General features: G+C 33.2%; 9 protein-coding genes. 8 read left to right on the plus strand and 1 reads right to left on the minus strand.

Going from position 1 to position 20,599, the window contains the following annotated elements; genetic code table 11:
* Positions 1–335 precede the first annotated feature (335 nt).
* The 5 genes from GOY08_RS12580 to GOY08_RS12600 all read left to right on the plus strand — a co-directional run bounded on the left by GOY08_RS12580 (position 336) and on the right by GOY08_RS12600 (position 16,721).
* Positions 336–3,500 carry a helicase-related protein gene (locus tag GOY08_RS12580; protein WP_158999271.1) on the plus strand — a complete coding sequence of 1,055 codons (3,165 nt, stop codon included), beginning with the start codon at positions 336–338 and terminating at the stop codon, positions 3,498–3,500.
* Positions 3,500–7,756 (plus strand): DNA methyltransferase, encoded by a 4,257-nt coding sequence (locus tag GOY08_RS12585; RefSeq protein WP_158999272.1) that lies wholly within the window; start codon positions 3,500–3,502, stop codon positions 7,754–7,756. The genes GOY08_RS12580 and GOY08_RS12585 overlap by 1 nt, the downstream gene beginning before the upstream one ends.
* Positions 7,753–9,999: a UvrD-helicase domain-containing protein gene (locus GOY08_RS12590; protein WP_158999273.1), complete on the plus strand. Its 2,247-nt coding sequence runs from the start codon at positions 7,753–7,755 to the stop codon at positions 9,997–9,999. Before GOY08_RS12585 ends, GOY08_RS12590 begins: the two co-directional genes overlap by 4 nt.
* Complete coding sequence (locus GOY08_RS12595; protein WP_158999274.1) at positions 9,999–15,362, plus strand: DEAD/DEAH box helicase; 5,364 nt, start codon at positions 9,999–10,001, stop codon at positions 15,360–15,362. Before GOY08_RS12590 ends, GOY08_RS12595 begins: the two co-directional genes overlap by 1 nt.
* 81 nt (positions 15,363–15,443) lie before the next feature.
* Complete coding sequence (locus GOY08_RS12600; protein ID WP_158999275.1) at positions 15,444–16,721, plus strand: MFS transporter; 1,278 nt, start codon at positions 15,444–15,446, stop codon at positions 16,719–16,721.
* Positions 16,722–16,730: 9 nt separating this feature from the next.
* On the opposite strand, the gene GOY08_RS12605 is transcribed toward GOY08_RS12600, so the two are convergent.
* The gene (locus tag GOY08_RS12605) at positions 16,731–17,105 is read right to left on the minus strand and encodes a hypothetical protein (RefSeq protein ID WP_158999276.1); all 375 of its coding nucleotides are present in this window, start codon (positions 17,103–17,105) and stop codon (positions 16,731–16,733) included.
* A gap of 411 nt (positions 17,106–17,516) precedes the next feature.
* On the opposite strand from GOY08_RS12605, the gene GOY08_RS12610 reads away from it, so the two are divergent.
* From GOY08_RS12610 to GOY08_RS12620, 3 genes are read left to right on the plus strand one after another with little or no spacing between them, the layout of a single operon-like run.
* Positions 17,517–19,139: a Do family serine endopeptidase gene (locus GOY08_RS12610; RefSeq protein WP_158999277.1), complete on the plus strand. Its 1,623-nt coding sequence runs from the start codon at positions 17,517–17,519 to the stop codon at positions 19,137–19,139.
* A gap of 24 nt (positions 19,140–19,163) precedes the next feature.
* Positions 19,164–20,192: a hypothetical protein gene (locus tag GOY08_RS12615; RefSeq protein ID WP_158999278.1), complete on the plus strand. Its 1,029-nt coding sequence runs from the start codon at positions 19,164–19,166 to the stop codon at positions 20,190–20,192.
* Positions 20,167–20,562 (plus strand): hypothetical protein, encoded by a 396-nt coding sequence (locus GOY08_RS12620; protein WP_158999279.1) that lies wholly within the window; start codon positions 20,167–20,169, stop codon positions 20,560–20,562. Before GOY08_RS12615 ends, GOY08_RS12620 begins: the two co-directional genes overlap by 26 nt.
* Positions 20,563–20,599: the final 37 nt, after the last annotated feature.

Raw genomic sequence — 20,599 nt, forward strand, 5'->3', positions numbered from 1 at the left:
GTTATAACTCATTAAGAACTAATATATTTTTTTATTTCATATAAAATAATTTTTTCCTCAAAAATTTATTTATATTATTTTCACAAATTTAATATGTTACTTGTTTTTTTCTTCAATTTTTACTTTTGGTAATTATTTTTATTTATTAAGCAAGCGACTATTTAGAAAAATAATTTATATTTCTAAATAATATTTTTAGATCCAAGACTAAATTGGTACTCTTTTCCGTAACAAAAATACTTTTAAAATATTATAATGATTGCATTTTTTCTTTGATATTTGTAAATATCCTTTAACGAAACAGAATGTTTTTTTGCTACTAGAAGGATAAAAATATGGAAATCGAATTTTCTCCTGGTTCACTAGTAAAGGCACGTGGAAGAGAATGGACAGTTCTTCCAGGAAGCACGAAAGATCTTTATTTATTACGTCCTTTAGCTGGTGGCAATGAAAAATTAGCAACAGGAATACTGAGTGAATTAGAAGAAATTGAACCAGCAGAATTTTTATTCCCACGTTTAGAAGATGCTAGCGATGCTGTATCCGCACGAATTTTACGAGATGCAGCAAGACTTTCGATACGCTCTGGAGTGGGCCCATTTCGTTCCTTTAGCAGAATTTCTGTAGAGCCCCGTCCATATCAACTTGTTCCTTTAATGCTTGCTTTGCGCCAAGAAACAGAAGCTATCCGTTTACTCATTGCTGATGACGTCGGGGTAGGTAAAACTGTTGAAGGAATGTTAATAGTTCGTGAACTTTTAGACAGACATGAAATTAAAAATTTCGCTGTTCTTTGCCCTGCACATTTAGTTTCGCAGTGGGCTTCTGAATTAAAAAACAAATTTCATATCAATGCAGTTGAAGTAACAGCAAGAAAAGCAGATATTTTAGAAAAAAATTGTAGCCCTGGAAAAGGAATATTTGACGAATATCCTTATACAATTATTAGTATTGATTTCATTAAATCTGAAAGAAATAAAAATGAATTTCTAGCCAAATGCCCCGATCTTATAGTGGTAGATGAAGCTCACGAATGTGCTGATGCTGGAACAAAAGAAGGCAGACAACAGCAGCAAAGACATAAATTATTGAAAGAAATTTCTAAAAATCCAACTAAAAATATTTTATTGCTAACAGCGACTCCTCACAGTGGGAAAATGCATGCGTTTCGTTCTTTGATCTCAATCTTAAATGCAGACTTTGCCAGTAAATTACCAGATGATTTTTCTGGCGAAAAAAACAGAGTTTTACGCGAAGAATTAGCAAAATATTTTGTCCAACGCCGAAGAGCCGATATTAAAGATTACTTAGGTTGTAGTATTTTCCCAAAAAGAATTCCACTCACGGTAAAATATCCGTTTGTTGAAAGCAATAAAATATTAACTCAAAAATTACTGGAACAAGCAAAAGAATTTTTTTCTATTGATGAACCAATGCCAGGGAGTAAACAATTTAATAAGCAAACACTTTGGTGGTCATGCTTTACTTTAGCATTAGCTCTTTGCTCTAGTCCTTATGCTGCATTAACTTCTTTATGTCGGCGTTCCCGTTTACTAGCTGCAAAAAATATTTCTGATTTAAATAAGCAAGGTGAACAAAATATTTTTGGTGTAAAAGATAGTCCTTATGATGAAGATTACGCTGATAATGATAGCGAAGAAGATTTACTGTATGATGAATTTACCCCTGGAAGTAGGGGAGAAACTGAAGAAAATGATATTATAAGTTATTTAAATTTAGGGAATATAAAAGAAAATAATAAGCCTAAAGATACTCTTCTTAAAGAGCAGAAAAAAGAAATTGCTATACCTGAAAAAGGAAAAAAGGGGAGAAAGAAAAAAACAGAAGTAAACGAAAACTCTAATACTGAAACAGCCGAGTTTAATTTAAACAATTCAATCACTGATATGTTAACAAATTTAACCGGCAAAGAAAAATTACTCGCCCAAAATTTTATTGCCCATACCGCAAAAGCTGATGCAAAATTACAAGCCCTTATTCAAAATGTTTTATTAACTGATTGTTTTAAAGCAAAACGCAATGTCGTTATATTTTGCCGATTTATTGATACAGCCCAATATTTATATCATGAATTATCACAAGATGAAGCGTTAAATAATGCAAATATAAAACAAAAATTAAATTGTGAAATTCGTACCCTGACAGGAAAAGTATCACCAGAAGAACGGGACTATATTTTAGATCAATTAAAAGAACACAATGGTTTAAAAATATTGGTGTGTACGGATTGTCTTAGTGAAGGGGTAAACCTGCAAGAATTGTTTGATACTGTTGTGCATTACGATTATTCGTGGAACCCAAATAGACATGAACAACGTGAAGGACGAATTGATAGACTTTTGCAAAAATCTGAAGAAGTTTATTGTTACTATATGCATGCTGATGGGCATCCGATAGAAAAACTTTTTATTGAAATTAATGAAAAGAAACAAGAAAATATTGAGCGTTCCCTTGGTGTCCGTTTTCAAATGTCAGATATTTTTTCTGAATTACAATTTGAAGAAAATAAAAAAACTAAAAAAGAACAATCACAAGTAACGTTATTTGATGATTCCCAATCTCAACAACTTTTTGTTGAAAATGCCTTTCGCTTTAAGAAACAAAGTATATTAACTATTCCGCAAAAAATTGAAGAACAAAAAAAATCACAAACCTACTATAGCCATGAAGGTGTAAAGATAGATCAAGTAGAAACGCAACTAAAACTAATGCGTCAAGCACTTGGAAGCGATACCGATGTCGAACGCTTTTTCATAAATGTTTTGGAACGCACTAAGGGACAATTTAAGAAACTTAAGTCAGGTATTTATGATTTAGAAATTCCTGAAAAAACTTTAGCGCAACGCATTTTCCCACAAGTAAAAGAAAATCAAAGTTACAAATTAGCTTTTGCTCTGGGATTAAAAGAGCAAAGTGACAAAGTTATTTTACGCACGTCTCCAGAAGTAGAAGACTTAGCACGTTCCGTTTTAGAAGCCGCACTTGATCCCCTGCTAACAAAACATCCCTTAAAATGCGCTTCACGCGCAGGAGTGATGCGAACTAGTAGTGTAAGCAAAAGAACAACCGTAATTCTTGCCAGACTTCGTTACTTATTGCGCGAAGAAAAAGATTCTGAAAGGTCGCTTGTTGAAGAAATTATTCCTTTACTATTTGAAGGTTCTCCAACTCAATTTTCGCCAGAAGTTTGTAAATTTGGTGAAGAAGTTGAAACTTTTTTAAATAATACACTTCCACAAGGAAACATCAGCACGGCTGAAAGGGAACGATTTTTAAAACCTTTGCTTGAATCTTCAAAACTGATCTGTAATGAACTGCAATTATGGCAACAAAATGTAAGAACACAAGAACTCATTCAAATTCATAAAAATATTCGCGCCCAACGCACAGTGCGGCGCATTCAAATTGATGCCGTAGGTTTACCAGATATTCTTGGCATGTATGTCTTTCTCCCTGTAAATATTGGAAGTGGTGTGTAATGCAAAACAAAAAAATGTCCATCCAAATTGAAGGTACTTTATTTAATCGTGATTTTATTGAAAGTTTAACAGCAAAAAGCAAAGAATTTTCATTAAAATATGAAGACTATGTTACAGATAAAAATAATGAAACAAAAGTTACAAAACTGAGTAGCTTAAGTGAAAAAATACATCAAGCATGGAATCATTCGCTTGAACTTTGGAAAGAATGGCAAATTGTTTTACAATCGCAAGAATATAAAGAAAAAGAATTAAATGCACAAACAAATATTACTTACAATAATTATAAGCATGATAGATTTGTTTGTTACAACGATTTTTATCAACTTTTTTTAGCTAATATTCTTGGCTTTCAAACTCCAGATTTACTGGGAACTATTTTTCAAAGCAATGACAATAGTTATGAAATTTCCTTTATCCATAAAAATTGTGCGCCCGTGCAAGTTCTTTGTCCGTGGGAAAATTTTGAAAGTACTAAAAAACTTATTATTACAAAAGTAAATTCTCTTGATGAACATTTGCAACAACGAAAAGTTTCACCCCATTCATTTTTGCAAGAATTATTAAACAGTACCAGTGAATATTTATGGGGCATGTTATTTAATGGCACTAGTATTCGCTTATTGCGGGATAGTGCGAGTTTAATTCGCCAATCTTATATTGAATTTCATCTCGATGTTATTTTTGCAGAAAACGATCTCGCTAGTTTTGAAAAATTATTTTTACTTTGCCACAGTAACATGTTTCTTCCCTATAAAGTTGGCAAAAAAAGCGAATGTAAATTGGAATACTTTCACACCGAAGCCATTAAACGAGGTGTGCGCGCTTTAGACAAACTTAAAGATGGTGTGAGCAAGGCCATTGAATATTTGGCGACAGGTTTTTTAAGCTCTTATTCTGCTGCAGGGGAAACATTGCGTGCCCAATTAGAAAATGGAGAACTTTCTACCCAAGAATTTTATCGCCAGACGTTACGTTGGGTTTATCGGTTGGTTTTTATTTTTGTTGCTGAAGAACGTAATTTACTACATGGCAATAAAGTTTCAGATAAAACCCGCAAACTTTATTTAGAATATTATTCAACTCAACGCTTAAGAAATATGGCTTTAACTGGTGTTACAGGTGGAGAACATACCGATCTGTGGCAAGGTTTTTTAATTGTAAATAATGCTCTGGGTCAAGACAACGGTTTGCCACAATTAGGGTTACCAGGCTTAGGCGGATTTCTCTTTCAAGAAAATGCAACTGCAAATTTAAATGCTACCTATGTTAGTAACTTTTATTTTTTAAGTGCGTTACGTTCCTTGTGTTACACCTATGATGCCAATGGAAATAGACAAAAAGTAAATTGGGGGCACTTAGGTGCAGAAGAACTCGGTGGTGTGTATGAAAGTTTGTTACCTATTGTTCCGAAGGTAAATTTAATAAATAAAATTGTTACATTATTTGAAGACAATACTGAAAATAGCAATGAACGCAAAGCCACAGGCGCACATTACACACCAAGTAACATTTTAAATACCGTGTTAGATTTTGCCTTAAAAAATGCCATTGAAGATGCCTTAGAAAAAGGAACAAGCAAAGCAGAAAAAATAAAACAATTACTGAAAGTAAAAGTTTTAGACCCCGCCTGTGGAAGTGGTCATTTTTTAGTGGCCGCAGCGCACCGCATTGCGTTGGAATTGGCAAAGCTGAGAACTGGGGATGAATCGCCTTCACCGGAAGATTACCGTATCGCCCTAAGGGAAGTCATTCGGAAAAATATTTATGGTCTAGATGTAAACCCCATGGCCATTGACCTGTGTCGGGTTGCCTTGTGGATGGAATCCATGGAAGCAGGAAAGCCCTTAAGCTTTTTAGAGCCCCATATTAAAGTAGGCGATGCCTTAATTGGTGTTCCAACGAGTAAAATGGTGGAAAAATTTAAAGATTTAGCAAAGAAAAACATAGATGAATTAACGCAGAAAAATAACGCTATACTTACACGCCTAAATAGTAATGCAAAAGATTTGGACGATGCCGAAGTCACAGCAAAGAAAAAAGCTTTGCAAGAAAACAAAATAAAAATGAAAGAGTGGGAATACGAAGGCTGGAGCGATCATATTCCCCTAGCTGCTTTTAGTGCCCATCCGGCATTTCCCGATCCCGCAGGCCGAGGCTTGCATTATTCTGCCGACGATAAAGAGATTGTGAAAAAGGCTTTGCAAAAATATAAAGATGAAAAAGATAAACCTGCTACTTTATTCGATGCTCCCATTCAGGAACAGAGTGCAGAAAATTTTGCTGAATTATTAGAGCAAGATGTTGAAACCCTGAGCCAACGGAAAGAATTTGAACAAAAATATTTAAAACTCCAAAATGAAGTAAAGTACCAAACACAAAAGTTACAAGCAGATTTGTGGTGTGCTGCCTTTTTTTGGCGCTATGAAAAAAACGGGGTAGAAAGTATTGGGCATAAATATTTTAAAAATCCAGAAAAAGTACCAGCGAAAGTAAAAGCCGAAACCCAACGTTTGGCCAATTTATATCACTTTTTTCACTTAGAATTAGAATGGCCTGAAATATTTAGTGCCGGTGGTTTTCATTGCATTATCGGCAACCCGCCGTTTTTGGGGGGTAAAACAATTAGTTCAAATTTAGGTAATAAATTTTTGCTATATTTAAAAAATATAAATAGATTTTCTGATTCAGCAACTGATTTATGCGCCTATTTTTTTTATAAATACTTTTTATGTTTAAAACAAAATGGGCATTTAGGTTTTATTGCGACTAATACAATATCTCAAGGTGATAGCAAAGAAGCTTCATTACAACCAATTATTAATGATTACAACGGTGAAATTGCAAACGCCTTTGATAGTATTCCTTGGGAAGGAGTGGCCAACATACAAGTAAGTTGTGTCCATATTCAAAATGGAAAATTTCAAAAAGAAAAATATTTAAATGGCGATAAAGTTAATTTAATCAATGCAGAATTAAGTGAAAAGCAAGTATTTATAAAATTCAACTTGACTGAAAATAACAAACAATCTTTCCAAGGAGTTGTTATACTAGGAAATGATTTCACCTTAGATCCTCAAACAGATTACCCAAAAATGTTGCATCATTTATCACAAGAAGAATGTAACCCAGAAGAAATCATTTTTCCTTACATTAATGGCGATGATTTAAATACCCATCCAGAACAACAGGCTAGCCGGTATGTAATTAATTTTTTTGATTGGCCTCTACGTCGTGCCTCTAAACAAGAGTGGCAAAAGTTTTTAATTAAAGAACCAAATGAAGAAAAATTAATAAAAAAAATGCGACAGAAAGGTGTAACTCACCCATCATATAAAGAACCTGTAGCAACTGATTTCCCATCAGCTTTACATAGAATAGAAAAATTAATTAAGCCAGAAAGAGAAAAAGTGAATCGAGAGAGATTACAAAAAATATGGTGGCAATTTGCTGAAGTTAGACCAACTTTATCAGCAAAACTAGCCAAAATTAAAGAAACAATAGTTTTAACATTTGTCTCTGCTCATTGGGCACCAACTTTCCTACCAACGAGAAATATTTTTTCACATGCCATAGGAGTAATTCCAACTGAAAACAAAACTATTTACTCAATTCTTCAGAGTCATTTTCACGAAATTTGGCTAGATAACAACTGTAGTTCTCTGGAAAAGCGTAGAAGATACACCCCCTCCGACTGCTTCGACACGTTCCCCTTTCCTCGTCCCACAAGGGAACAAAATATAAAGTTACAAACATTAGGGGAACAGTATTTAGCACTCCGTAAATCAATATGTAAAACCAGACAAATTGGTTTAACGAACGTGTATAATTTATTTCACTATCCAGACTTGCATAAAGTACCAATCTATCAAAAACAAGCTGCGCCATTTGACGATATTTTGCAACTTCGGGCTTTGCACAAAGAAATTAATGAAGCAGTTTGCACTGCCTATGGTTGGGAAATAAATTTAGAAATGGCATTTTATGAAGGAAAAGATGCGGGTAAATATTTAGACAAAGGGCAATTTCGCTATTGCCCATCACCTGCAGCGCAAGATATTATTTTAACCAAATTAGCTGAATTAAATAATGTTCGCAAACAGGAAGAAGAAGAACTTCTCTCACTAGGAAAACCAATTCCAAAATCATTTAGTTACTTTGAAATTGACAAGCAGCCAGAAATTAGAAATAACTTAAAAAATAATATGAAAAAAACTCCAATTAAAAAAGGAAAAAGTGAGGAATTGTTAGTATGAGCCTGTGTGAAGAAAAAGATGTGATAAAAATTGCAGAAAAAATTGATTCAGAGTTTCATGAGTTGGCACCTAAGCTGGCACTGGATACGCCATGGGGCGGTTATATTGCAATAACTGATCCCAAAAAAAAACAACCCTATGAATTTCGAATTGGGGCGCAGGCAAACAAAGCCGAAAGAATTATCGATTGGCGGCACCCCATTGGAGTCTCATTTTACTCGTTAGAAATTGGTGATCACTTTGAATTAGAAGCTCCATATCATGAAATTCAAGGGGCTATTTCAGCTAGTGCCAATGCAAAAGGATACAATGGAAATTTAATTGAACTCACTTGGCGCGGCATACAAGGTAACGATAATATCATTCGTCTTGAAAATGGATCTTTTGTTTCGTTAAATAGTGTGCAACAAAATGTGGGTACTGAAAAAGAACAAAAGCAACAAGCTATACTGCAAAAACAAAAAATGAAGGCTAGTGAGCATGGCTTAGGTGAATTGATTTCTTTATTAACAAAAGAGCAATACGATCTTATTTCGCAAAAAAATAATGAAGCCATCATTATTCAAGGAAAAGCGGGATCAGGAAAAACTTCTGTTGCCTTGCACCGTGTTTCTTGGTTGTTATGGGAAGACCCTGACAATCATACAAAACGCTTACAAAATAATCGTGTCCTGATTGTCATGTTCAATCGGTCATTGAAAAATTTTGTAAACTTAAGTATTCAAGCATTAAATTTAGAGGGACAAGTTGAGCTAAATACCTTTCACGCTTGGGCAAAAACAGCGCTCGAAAAAGTATACAAAGGACAAATTGAAGTCATAGATAAAACAGATAGGTTTTATTTGTTTAAGGAATATCAAATTTTTGAAAGCGATGCTTTAAAGTTAGTGAAATCGCATATTGGTTTATCCACTTATATGGAAGAATTTGTCCGCAAACAAGCACAAAATGCTTGGAATTTTTTAGAAAAAGTAACTGCAAAGTATGATGATGATCATATTTTAGCTACTTGCAATAAAGAAAGCCTTGCCTATGTGCAAGAGTTTATTTATTTAAAACAAAAATTAAAAAATAAAATAGAAACGGAAACAAACGAGTTAAAGAAAAATAAACAAATTGAAATTTTAAAAGTAGTTCAAACTCTGTATGAAAAAGCTATTTTATATAAAGAAGAATTATTAAATTTATTGAGTAGCAAAGAAAATTTAAAAAAATTTATTCCCACCCTTACTGACAACGATGCTGAGTTTGTCACCTTAAGGCAAAAAATTGTTCAAACTCATAAAAAGGCAGACAGTGCAAAAGTAGGGAAATATATTGAATTTGATGACTTCGCCCTTCTCTTACGGTTAATTCAATTAAAACGCGGTGGTCTTCCCTATGGTGCCAATGGTGAAGAATGTTTTAAATTTGATCATTTGGTAATCGATGAAGCACAAGACTTTGGAGCCATGCAACTGCTTGTCATGCTTGATTCAGTTAATTCCCGCACGGGTGTTACGATAGTTGGCGACGTCAATCAAAAAATAGCTCCTGAAAAAGAATTCATGGGTTGGGAAGCTTTGGCTAGCTTACTTGGTATGAGCAGTGCCAAAGTAACAAAATTAGAGGTTGGCCACCGTTCAACTCTTCCCATTATGTGGCTAGCAGATAGTATTGCAAAAAATGAAAAATCATTTACGGGCAGAGAAGGTGCTTATCCCCAACTTATTGAAAATCTAAGTAACGACCAAATTATTCAACACATATATAAATTTGTACTGGAAAGAATGGAACAAGTTCCTAGTGCGCATATCTGTGTGGTCTTAAAAAAGAAAGATAAAATTGAAGAGTTTCATCATAAATTAAATGAACTGCTACGTTCTAAAAAAATTTCAGTGCGAAAAGTTTTGCAAGGGAATGATGAGCATGAATTTAGATTTCAAGCAGGAGTAAGTATTAGTAACATTCATCAAATAAAAGGGTTAGAGTTTGACTCGGTCATTATCGCCGATGCTGGGGCAAAACCATGGAATGACACTCCAGAAGTTCGCTGCCAAATGTATGTGGCAGTCAGTCGGGCGCAAGAACATTTTATTGCATTGTGTGAAGGAGAAGGATCTCCTTTATTAACTTGCATAAAAAATAAAGAATTTTGGGCGGAATTAAAAGAACATTTCCACAAGAAAAATTTTATTCCAATCGAAATTAATGCAGAAGAATTAGAGGATATTTTTAGTTTAGATAGCATGGAGCTTTTATAATGAACAATAAATTCCACATATTTAATTTACGTGACAATCTTATTTCCGACTACAAAAAACTTGTAATGAGTTTTTTTGGTATCAAAAATAAACTAATGCAACAATATGTGGAAACAGAATTAGAAAAGGGGGCATTTTGGCCCTCTCCATTGGTACAATTAAACCCAGCCTTTAAACTAGAAAGTAACATCAGTGCCTTAGTAGAAAAAGGTGTTTTGCATCCTGAATGCAAAAAAATATTTCGCCGTGACAAAGAAAAAAACAAGTTAGATCTTTCTGCTACAAAAGAACTTGAATTGTATACTCACCAAGTAGAAGCCTTGTTACTTGCACAAAAACGCAAACATTATGTTGTTACCACAGGCACAGGTTCGGGTAAAAGCCTTAGTTTTATTATTCCCATTGTGAATGATATTTTAAAAAATAAAGAAAATAAAAACACTACTGATGAAAATGGAATTCAAGCTATTATTGTTTATCCCATGAATGCCCTTGCCAATTCCCAACTCGAAGAACTGCATAAATATGTCGAATACGGCTATCAACAAGCAGAAATTCCCATTCGAGTAGCAAGATATACGGGACAAGAAAAAGACGAAGAAAGAAATAAAATTAAAGCTAATGTACCAGATATTTTATTGACAAATTACGTCATGCTCGAACTGATGCTTACTCGCAGTGACGATCAACGATTATTAGATAAATGTAAAAATTTACGCTACTTAGTATTTGATGAATTGCATATTTATCGTGGTAGACAAGGGAGCGATGTTTCTTTATTAATCCGCCGTTTAAAAGAACGCAGTCAATCAAAACAAATATTATGTATTGGTACTTCAGCTACGATTGCAGCAGAAGATAGTACCAATCCAAAAGCAGATGTAGCAAACTGTGCCGCAAAAATATTTGGTGCAGAGTTTTCAGAAGATTCAATAATTGGCGAAACATTAATCCGAAATACCAAAGAATATGCGTTTGAATTACCTTCCGAATTGGAAATATTAAAATCAAGTATAAACCAGTGGCACATTGAAAGCGATTCATACCCAATTGATTTAAAAAATGATCCTCTTTGTGCGTGGATCGAAAGTACAATTGGATTAATAAAAGATCCTTATTCAAAAATATTATCCCGCGCGAAACCTAGACCACTAGAAGGCGAATTTGGTATTGTGCATCAATTAACAGAACTTGTAAAAATGCCCGTTGAAGTTTGTATGCAAGCATTAAAAAACTGTTTATTTAATGTCGCACAAAATAAAGATGGGAATAAGGCATTATTTCCCTTTAAGTTACACCAATTTATCAGTAGAGGTGGAAACTTATATGCTACTTTAGATAAAAATCATTTTACGTTAGAACCTAAACGTTATATGGAAAGCAATGAAAATACCAAACTTTTTTTACCCACTGCCTTTTGTCGAAAATGTGGAGCAGATTACTTTTCCGTGACAAAACTATCTCAATCGTTAAAAAACCCTGATCCTCATTTTGAACCAAGAGAAGACCTATCTATTGCTGATGATGAGGATGAAAAAAATAAAACTACTGGTTTTTTATATATCCCTAGTGAAATAAATAAATCTATAGAAGTATTAAAACAAGAAGTATTTAATAAAGTACCAGAAGAATGGATCAATGATGAAACAGAAGAAAATGAAGACAAATTTGCAAAAAAATATTATGAATTTTTGCCCAAACTTTGTTTTGTGTCTTTAGAAGGAAACATTTTTTCAAATCAAAATGGAAATACGCTTCCAGCATTCTTTTTTAAAAGACCATTTCGCTTTTGCCTAGAATGTGGCGAGTATTATACCAATACCCGTTCAAAAGACTTTCAACGTTTGGCGACATTAGGAACAGAGGGCAGAAGCACTTCTACCAGTGTTCTAGCATTGTCCGTCATTCAATCACTAAAAAAAGCTGATTCCCTTGACACACCTGAAAAAAAGCTGATGAGCTTTACCGACAACAGACAAGATGCATCTCTCCAAGTTGGACATTTTAATGACTTTATAGAAACAGTTCAAATGCGGCGTGCATTATGGCAAGCCTTAAATCAAGCTCCATTTAATGAATTAAAATATGAAGATCTAAAAGAACAAATTTTTTCTGTCTTTACAAAAAATAAATTAAATTATCGAGACTATGTTATTAATAAAGATTTAAGCCCGTATGCTCCCGGTGTAAAACAAGCAACTGGTGTCCTAAAAGAATTATTTGCATACCGTTGTGTCTTAGATCTTTCCTCTGATGATTGGCGTTTTTCCTTACCCAATTTAGAACGGGCAGGTGTTATTTGTTACGAAATTCCAGATTTAAAACATTGCTTTGCTGAACAATATGTTTATCTACAAATAAAACGCGAGGCTTTTTTAAATTTAACAAAATACTACCCTGAATGTATTCAAAAATTAGATCAAAATACCAAAGAAGAAATAGAAAAGTTTATTGATAGTCTTTCAAAGGAGCAATTAGAAAAATACACAACGGACTTATGTCAAGATTTTATAAAAAATTTATGCATAGATTGCAAAGAATATTTAACGAAAGAAGGTGTTACTCAATTAGCTAGTAAAATTAAAAAAGACCTTTCAGAATATTGGCATATTGAAGATCCAAATGACTCTTCCCATTCAAAAATTCAGTATGCAGTTCCTTTTTCTGTTTCTGATAGACCTGTTGAAATAAAAACTTACTCAACTCGCTCAAATTTTGGCAGAAAAATTAAAACTAATTTATTAAAAGAATATTCACCAAAACAAATTGAATATTTTATTGCTTATTTATTTTCAACATTAATTACAACAGGGGTTGCAGTAACTTCAGAAAATAAAGGAGTTTCGGTAAAAAATGCCATTGCTTTAAAAATTAATCATATCGTTTGGAAAATAAAGAGTGAACAATTAAATGAAACTAGCAAAATAAGTTTTCAATATTTTCGTGATCTCTATAAAGAAGAAATTCAATTGCCCTTTGAAATTTTAGCTGCAGAACATACCGCTCAAATTCGGGACACCGAACGGGAAGAACGGGAAAATAAATTTCGTAATGGAGAAATTCAGTTACTTTGTTGTTCTCCCACAATGGAATTAGGAGTAGATATCAGCTCTTTATATGTTGTAAATATGCGCAATGTCCCACCCACTCCTGCTAATTATGCGCAACGCAGTGGACGTGCAGGACGGGGAGGACAAGCGGCACTTGTGTATACTTATTGTTCTTCAGGAAATAGTCACGATCAATATTTTTTTCGCAATGCGCAAGAAATGGTAGCAGGAAGTGTTAAACCACCTCCACTCGATTTAAGTAATGAAGATTTAATTCGTTCCCATGTCCATGCCATTTGGCTTGCTTGTGCAAACTTAAAATTAGGCTCAGCCATGGTTGATGTCATAGATTTAAATGATGAGAGACCCTTTGATACTCAATTAAAACCAGAGATTAAATCATTAACTGAAGACGAAACTCTTTTTTCTAAAGCTTTTGCTAAAGCAAAAAGAATTTTAACTGAAGTACCAGAAATAAAAGAAGCTGAGTGGTTTACTAAAAACGAATTTTGGCTAGAAAATGTTTTAAAAAATGCTGCTAAAAATTTTGATGAAGCCTTTAATAGATGGCGAACTTTGTTTCGTTCTGCCTATAATCAACAAACTGAAGCGCATAAACTGTTAAAATCACACTCAGCTTCAAAGGAACAACGGGATAGAGCAAAGCGTGAAAGCAATGAAGCTGAAATGCAATTAGAATATTTGCGCGGCGATGGAAAAGATAAATTTACAGGAGATTTTTATCCTTATCGTTACCTTGCTTGCGAAGGTTTTTTACCTGGTTATAACTTTCCAAGGTTGCCTTTATCTGCTTTTATTCCCGGTGTTAGAAATACTTATACTTCTTTTCGCAGACGTTTTGATGATGAAAAACCAGAATTTTTAGCACGCCCACGTTTTATTGCAATTTCTGAATTTGGACCACAAGCGTTTATTTATCACAATGGATCTCGTTATCAAATTAATAAAGTAATTTTACCACAACGGGATAAAGATGGCAGTATATTAAAAAAAGCTGTGTATTGTTGTAAAAATTGCGGCTATATGTCCACAAGAGATGATAAATTAACATATGATGTTTGTGAAAATTGTTTGTCACATGAGTTAGAAATTATTTTAGATTGTTTCCATATGCAAAATGTTTCAACTTGGAAAAAAGATAGAATTACTTCTGATGAAGAAGAGAGAACAAAATATGGTTATAAAATAAGAACCATGTTTCGTTATACAACAAAAAGTGGAGAAAAAAGCGTAGAAAAATTAAATATCAAAAATAAAAATAATCATATATTATTTAGCTTATCTTACGCTCCGGTTGCAACACTTTGGCGGTTAAATGAAGGTTGGATTAAGAAAAATAAAAGTGATGTCAAAAGCCGAGGTTTTTATATTGATACTATAACTGGGCGGTGGGAATCAGCACCTACTGAATCAGATAGTAATGAAGAAAATAGAAATGAAGATTTTTTACGCCGCGAACTTATTGTCCCTTATGTTGAAGATCATAAAAATATCTTACATCTGGAACGTTTTCCTAATAGAAATATTGAATTTCTGGCAAGTTTACAATCTGCATTTAAAACCGCTATCCAAATTATATGCCAGCTATCTGATGGAGAGCTTTCGGCTGAAATTTTACCAAGCCATTTAAATCCAAGTGGAATTTTATTTTATGAGTCCGCTGAAGGGGGTGCAGGCGCATTAAGAAAAATAACTTCCCAACATAAATACATTGTGCAAGTTGCAAAAAAAGCCTTAAAATTATGTCATTACGATCCTGAAACGGGTGCAGAAGAATATACCAAAGATCACAAAGATTATTGTGCAAAAGCTTGTTATCGCTGTTTAATGAATTACTCTAATCAAAAAGATCATTCATATCTTGATAGAACTCTGCTGCGAGATTATTTATTAGATGTTATTAATTCTACTAGTGAAAAACTATCTACTGCAGGAAAAAATTCTGAAGACCAATTGAATGAATTACTTCCCACTTGTGAAAGTAATTTAGAAAAAGAATTTCTTACATTTTTGAAAAATAAAGGCTATTATCTTCCTCAAAAATCACAGGTATTTATTCAAGAAATCAATGCGCGTCCTGATTTCTTATATTTGACAATAACAAATAGCAAAGCCTGTATATTTATTGATGGTCCACATCATGATGCCCCAGAAATAAAAAAGCAAGATTTAACAATAGATGAAAATTGTCTTGATTATGGTATGACATCGTTACGTTTCCGTTATAATGAAAAAGATCAATGGGAAAAAATAATTCAAGATAATCCAGATATTTTTGGGGTGGGAAGTTAAATTAGGTGAAATTTTCTTTTCAGACATATTTCATGCTAAAAAGAAAATACTTTTATGAATCATTTTATACAGGTATTTTTTATGTCAACAGAACATCAATATTTATCGAAAGAACAAATTAAAGTAATAAGTTTATCCTCATTTGGTGGAATGTTAGAATACTTTGATTTTGTCATTTATGGTTTTTATGCACATATTATTGGTGAAGTTTTTTTTAACTCTTCATCTCTTTTAGTGAATCAATTGCAAGGATTTAGTATATTTGCATTAGGTTACATTGCTCGCCCCATTGGTGGCTTTATTTTTAGTCACATAGGAGATACGCATAGCAGAAAAAAATCTTTTCTTTTCACTATATTTCTTATGGCTTGTTCAACTTTCTTTATCGGTTTTCTCCCTACTTACTCACAAATTGGAATACTTGCGCCTATTTTACTAGTAGCTCTTCGTTTTATCCAAGGCTTTGCAGTTGGAGGCGAGCTTCCTGCTTCAATAACTTATGTATTTGAACATGTTCCAGAACAAAAAAGAGGTTTTGCTTGTGGACTTCTTTATTTTGGAGTGATTGGTGGAATTGTATTAGCTTCCATAACATCTACTTTAACTTTTCATTTTTTCCCAAGGGAAACTATATTAGATTGGGGATGGAGAATTCCATTTATATTTGGTGGAATATTAGGGGTTATTGGATTAATTTTACGGAAAAATTTAGTTGAATCTCCTATTTTTGTTAATATATTTTTGGCAAAAAAAACATTAAAATATCCGGTATGGGAACTATTTAAAAACTACAAAATGAATTTGCTTTCTGGAGTTTTTATTACCGCATTTTCCGCAATTGTTACATCATTAGCATTTTATATCCCAAGTTACTTACATGCATATTATGGTTACAATGAATCACAAGTTTTATTTATGAATACTCTTTCTGTTATTATCCAATGTTTTTCCATTGTTGTTATGGGAAAATTAAGCGACTACACCACAAGAAAAACAATGGCGACAATTGCTACTATTTTATTTTTCTTTTTAACACCATTTCTCTTTTATTTATTAGGCACTAATAATGGAACAATTTTGTGGAGTACAAGTATTTTTCTGGGTATTATTTCAGGCTGTATTGTAGGGTGCATTGCTTCTTTATTAGCAGAGCTGTTTCCTACCAATATCCGTTTTTCTGGAATTTCAGGTTCGTTAAATCTTGCCACTGCATTTTTTGCGGGACCGGCTCCACTCATTTTTGATTTTTCTATTAAATTTTCGCAAAACACTTTGATTCCAGGTTTTATCGTAAGCCTTTTTGCTCTTATCGCTTTTTTATTTATTCGCAATATGCAACCAAATTCAAAATTTCTTTAGAATAATTCTTTAATTTTCCTGAACTTTTTGACAAAATGCAATTAGCTGCTTAGTACCATTTCTTGTTATAGTAAAAAATGCATTATAATTTACCTTATTATATAATATATTTATACCATCTAAATCAAAATATGCAAAAATTGTATTTTGATTTAAAGTTTTAATTTCTGTCACTTTACTATTATTTATCTCAATTAAATTTATGCTAATAGAATCTACAGTATTTGATTCTTTAGAACTATAATTTACATAGAAATCAAAACTAGGTAAATATATTGTGCGATAACTTTTATATGTCAAGCAATCTAATTTTTTATATTGAATTGCAGCTATACTTTGCAAGGAAAACAGAAACATAAAAAACAGTATTATTAAATATTTCATTGTGATAAATCCTTATATTTTATTTTTATTTTTATTTTTATTTTTATTTTTCTAGATTAATTTAAGTTTTTAAATTGGTCAATTATTTTTAAAATACAATAAATAATCTTTTTAAGAGAAATTGAAATAAAATCCACTGCAACTCATTAACAGCAATCAACTCTTCCACCTGTCCCTTTTGGGCACACTTATTTCCCCCCAACTTCATCTCAGCTTATGGACTTATATATATTTCTATAGAAGTAATAAAGTTTTTTAAATATTTAATTTTATTAAAAAATATAACATTTTTTATAAAATTTCAATTATTTTTCCTATCGACTTCACCTATACTTTTCTGCTATAAATCTGGATGAACTTTTATTCATCGTCATTTTTACAGAGTAAAAGTTATAATATTAGGAGGTTATAATGTCGGTAGTTAACCAAGAAGACAAAAAGGTAACACGTTTTATGAAAGCTAGAGCAAAAAATTTAGTTGTTGCAGGGGTTTCTGTTGCAGCCTTATTTGGTGTCACTTGCGCAGGAGTCCTGGTATTTAAACCAGAAGCTGTTAATAATATTACTAAAAGTTTAACAGCCCAAGCCTCAAATGGATATGCATTACCACAAGCTACTGCTCAGACTGCAAATCCTGATACGGCTTTTTTGAAATCTTTTAAAAAGGTATTTTCAGGTATTGCAAAAGATAGCAGACCAGCTTTGGTGTTCATCATTGCTGAAAAAAAAGTAACAGTACAACAAAATGAATTTCCATTTCCTGATGACTTCTTTTTTCCTTTTATGCCACCTCAATTTAAAGGACCAAAAGGCCAAAAAGATAAAAGACAATCTGTTGAAACAGATGGTGGTTCTGGATTTATCGTCGATTTAAAAAATGGTTACATTATAACAAATAACCACGTAATTGAAGGGGCTGATAAAATTACAGTAACAACTTATGACAATAGAAAATACAAAGCTAAAGTTGTTGGAACAGCCAAAAATTTAGATATTTCTGTTCTAAAACTTGAAGATTTCAAACCATCAAATGAATTAAAACAAGTTAGTTTAGCAAATTCAGACGAAGTGGAAGTGGGTGACTGGGCTATAGCGTTAGGAGCGCCTTTTGAATTACCACAAACTCTAACTATGGGTGTTGTCAGTGCCGTTCAAAGATCAAGTGATACTCTAGGAATTACTGGGGCAAATAGTTTTATCCAAACAGATGCTGCTATCAATCCTGGAAATTCAGGAGGTCCACTTGTTAACTTAGATGGACAAGTCATTGGGATGAACACTGCTATTTATTCAAAAAATGGAACTAGTGTGGGTATTGGTTTTGCAATTCCTTCAAATACTATTCGTTTAGTTGCAGAATCGATTATTAATAATGGTAAATTTAAACAAGTTTACTTAGGTGTTGAAATGTATGACCTCAATCGCTTTGGTACAGCTGCCATGAAAGACATGAAAGTTGATCCAAATACCGAAGGGGCATTAGTTATCCGCGCCGTTCCAAAAAGTCCTGCAGCCCAAGCTGGTTTAAAACCATATGACATCATTCAAAGTGTAAATGGCAAACCAGTGAAGTCTAGTATTGAAATTCAAAGACAAATTATCTTCTTAAAACCTGGTTCTGAAGTAAAACTAGGTATTTTAAGAGAAGGGAAAAATATTGTTTTAACTGCTAAAGTAGCAGAACTTCCAAATAAACAAGACATCAATGAAGCAAATGCTGATGATAATTCAGGTGATTCCAAGCAAGAAAGATCCATGGCCTCAGCTTATGGGTTAATGCTCTCGAATAAATCTTCAGGATCTGATAAAGGTGTCTTGATCACTGGTGTGCAAAATGGCAGCCCTGCAGCTCAAGCTGGATTAAAGCAAGGAGATCTTATCCTCAAAGTAAATAAACAGCCTGTATCTTCAGTTAAAGAGTTTGAAGACATCCTGAAAAAAGCAAAAAAATCAGGTGAAAATTCTCCTATCTTCTTACTTGTTGCTAGAGATGACGGATCGAGTTTAGCAGTCATCTTGCCACCAAACAGTTAAGTTAAAAGCTTTGAAGGAAAATGTTTGGTTGCTGGAAGATATGAACAACAAATTAAAATAATTGGCATTCACCTTGCAGGAACCAATACAAAAAAGTCCGCCATTGTTAGAACTTCGGTTCAACTATCGCGGATTCTTTCTGGATTACCAAATCAATATGAATTTCAAGTTTTAAAAGATGCCTTTGCAGCCTATTTTCCACAACTGCCAGTTGAACCAATAGAAACTGGACATCAATGGCGAAATTGTATTTCTCCCTTATTTTGGGAAGCGTTTACTCCAGATTTAGGTGCAACCTCCTATCAAGACTCCGATAATAGGCTTCTTGAAGCATTAAATGATCTTGGTGGTGCACACATTTTTTGTATTGACACTCCTTTATCATTACCGCCATGCCTTAATTGCAATTTAATTTGCCCTGGCACAATGGAATGCCCAACGAATACTGTTTCGCATATGCGTAAAGAATGGGAATTTAGTAAAAAAATATTCAAAAAAATGCGCTTACCACAACCCTATATCGATAGATATTTTGAAGTATTTGCAAGAAATCATTTTGAAAAAGATATTATTCCAACAGGACTTGAATTTGAAGCTGTTATGTCGAGTAGTAGAGCTCCACTTACTGCTAGAGGCATTCGACTTGCAAGAGAAATTCAATCCAGATACCCACATGCGCTTATTTTAGAAACTAATTCACATGCAAGTACCATTGGCTGGGCATTAATATGCGGTGAAAATAATGTGCGATATAATTTATATAGAAGCCCTACCCAGGGAGCGAAACAACGTGCGCAAATTCTGCAAAATTTAGAGACATTTCGCATAGCTGTCAGAAGTGCTGGAATACACGAATTATTACTTAATGAAATTCATTACCATTTAGAAGTTTTTCTTGCAGCTATTTCAGCGCAAAGTGCTTGGGGATTATTGACTGGTCTGGTAGTAATCAACCCAGAGTTTTTAACTCTAAATGCCTCTTCCCCATTTAGAGGCTGGCCCTGTATTCCTAAAGGAATTATTTCGCATGCAAGATCAAAAATATCTGAATAAAATTAGTGGTTGGATATTAACAGACGGCACTTGGTATCCTACTGAAGAATGGTGGCATATCAGTTCTATTTATGATTTAAAAGAACAAGGCTTCCCAAGTTTACAAAGTAAAGAAACAAAAGAAATATTAGACTCTGGTGATGAATCTAATATTCGTGATCATCTTGCAAATTTAGGTTTTATTAAAATTTCACGCAGTCAGATTGATGGAATTAAATTAACAACCACTCAACTTGTCACGTTACAAAATTTACTTTCATTATGTGATCCTGATGATGAAATTGGCTTATTAGGAAGTAATGGCTTGATCAAACATATTCGTATCGCACGTATAATGAAACTAAAAAATCCAAATATTTTATTTGATTGAAGCTAGTTAATTATACAAAACTAAGTTATATAATATT

Origin of the sequence: Pigmentibacter ruber, from assembly GCF_009792895.1 — a bacterium.
GTDB classification, from domain to species: Bacteria; Bdellovibrionota_B; Oligoflexia; order Silvanigrellales; family Silvanigrellaceae; genus Silvanigrella; species Silvanigrella rubra.

Bases quoted from the DNA above. Each gene is read 5' to 3' on its own strand.
- GOY08_RS12580 (WP_158999271.1), top strand. From the start codon at position 336: ATGGAAATCGAATTTTCTCCTGGTTCACTAGTAAAGGCACGTGGAAGA.
- GOY08_RS12585 (WP_158999272.1), top strand. From the start codon at position 3,500: ATGCAAAACAAAAAAATGTCCATCCAAATTGAAGGTACTTTATTTAAT.
- GOY08_RS12590 (WP_158999273.1), top strand. From the start codon at position 7,753: ATGAGCCTGTGTGAAGAAAAAGATGTGATAAAAATTGCAGAAAAAATT.
- GOY08_RS12595 (WP_158999274.1), top strand. From the start codon at position 9,999: ATGAACAATAAATTCCACATATTTAATTTACGTGACAATCTTATTTCC.
- GOY08_RS12600 (WP_158999275.1), top strand. From the start codon at position 15,444: ATGTCAACAGAACATCAATATTTATCGAAAGAACAAATTAAAGTAATA.
- GOY08_RS12605 (WP_158999276.1), bottom strand. From the start codon at position 17,105: ATGAAATATTTAATAATACTGTTTTTTATGTTTCTGTTTTCCTTGCAA.
- GOY08_RS12610 (WP_158999277.1), top strand. From the start codon at position 17,517: ATGTCGGTAGTTAACCAAGAAGACAAAAAGGTAACACGTTTTATGAAA.
- GOY08_RS12620 (WP_158999279.1), top strand. From the start codon at position 20,167: ATGCAAGATCAAAAATATCTGAATAAAATTAGTGGTTGGATATTAACA.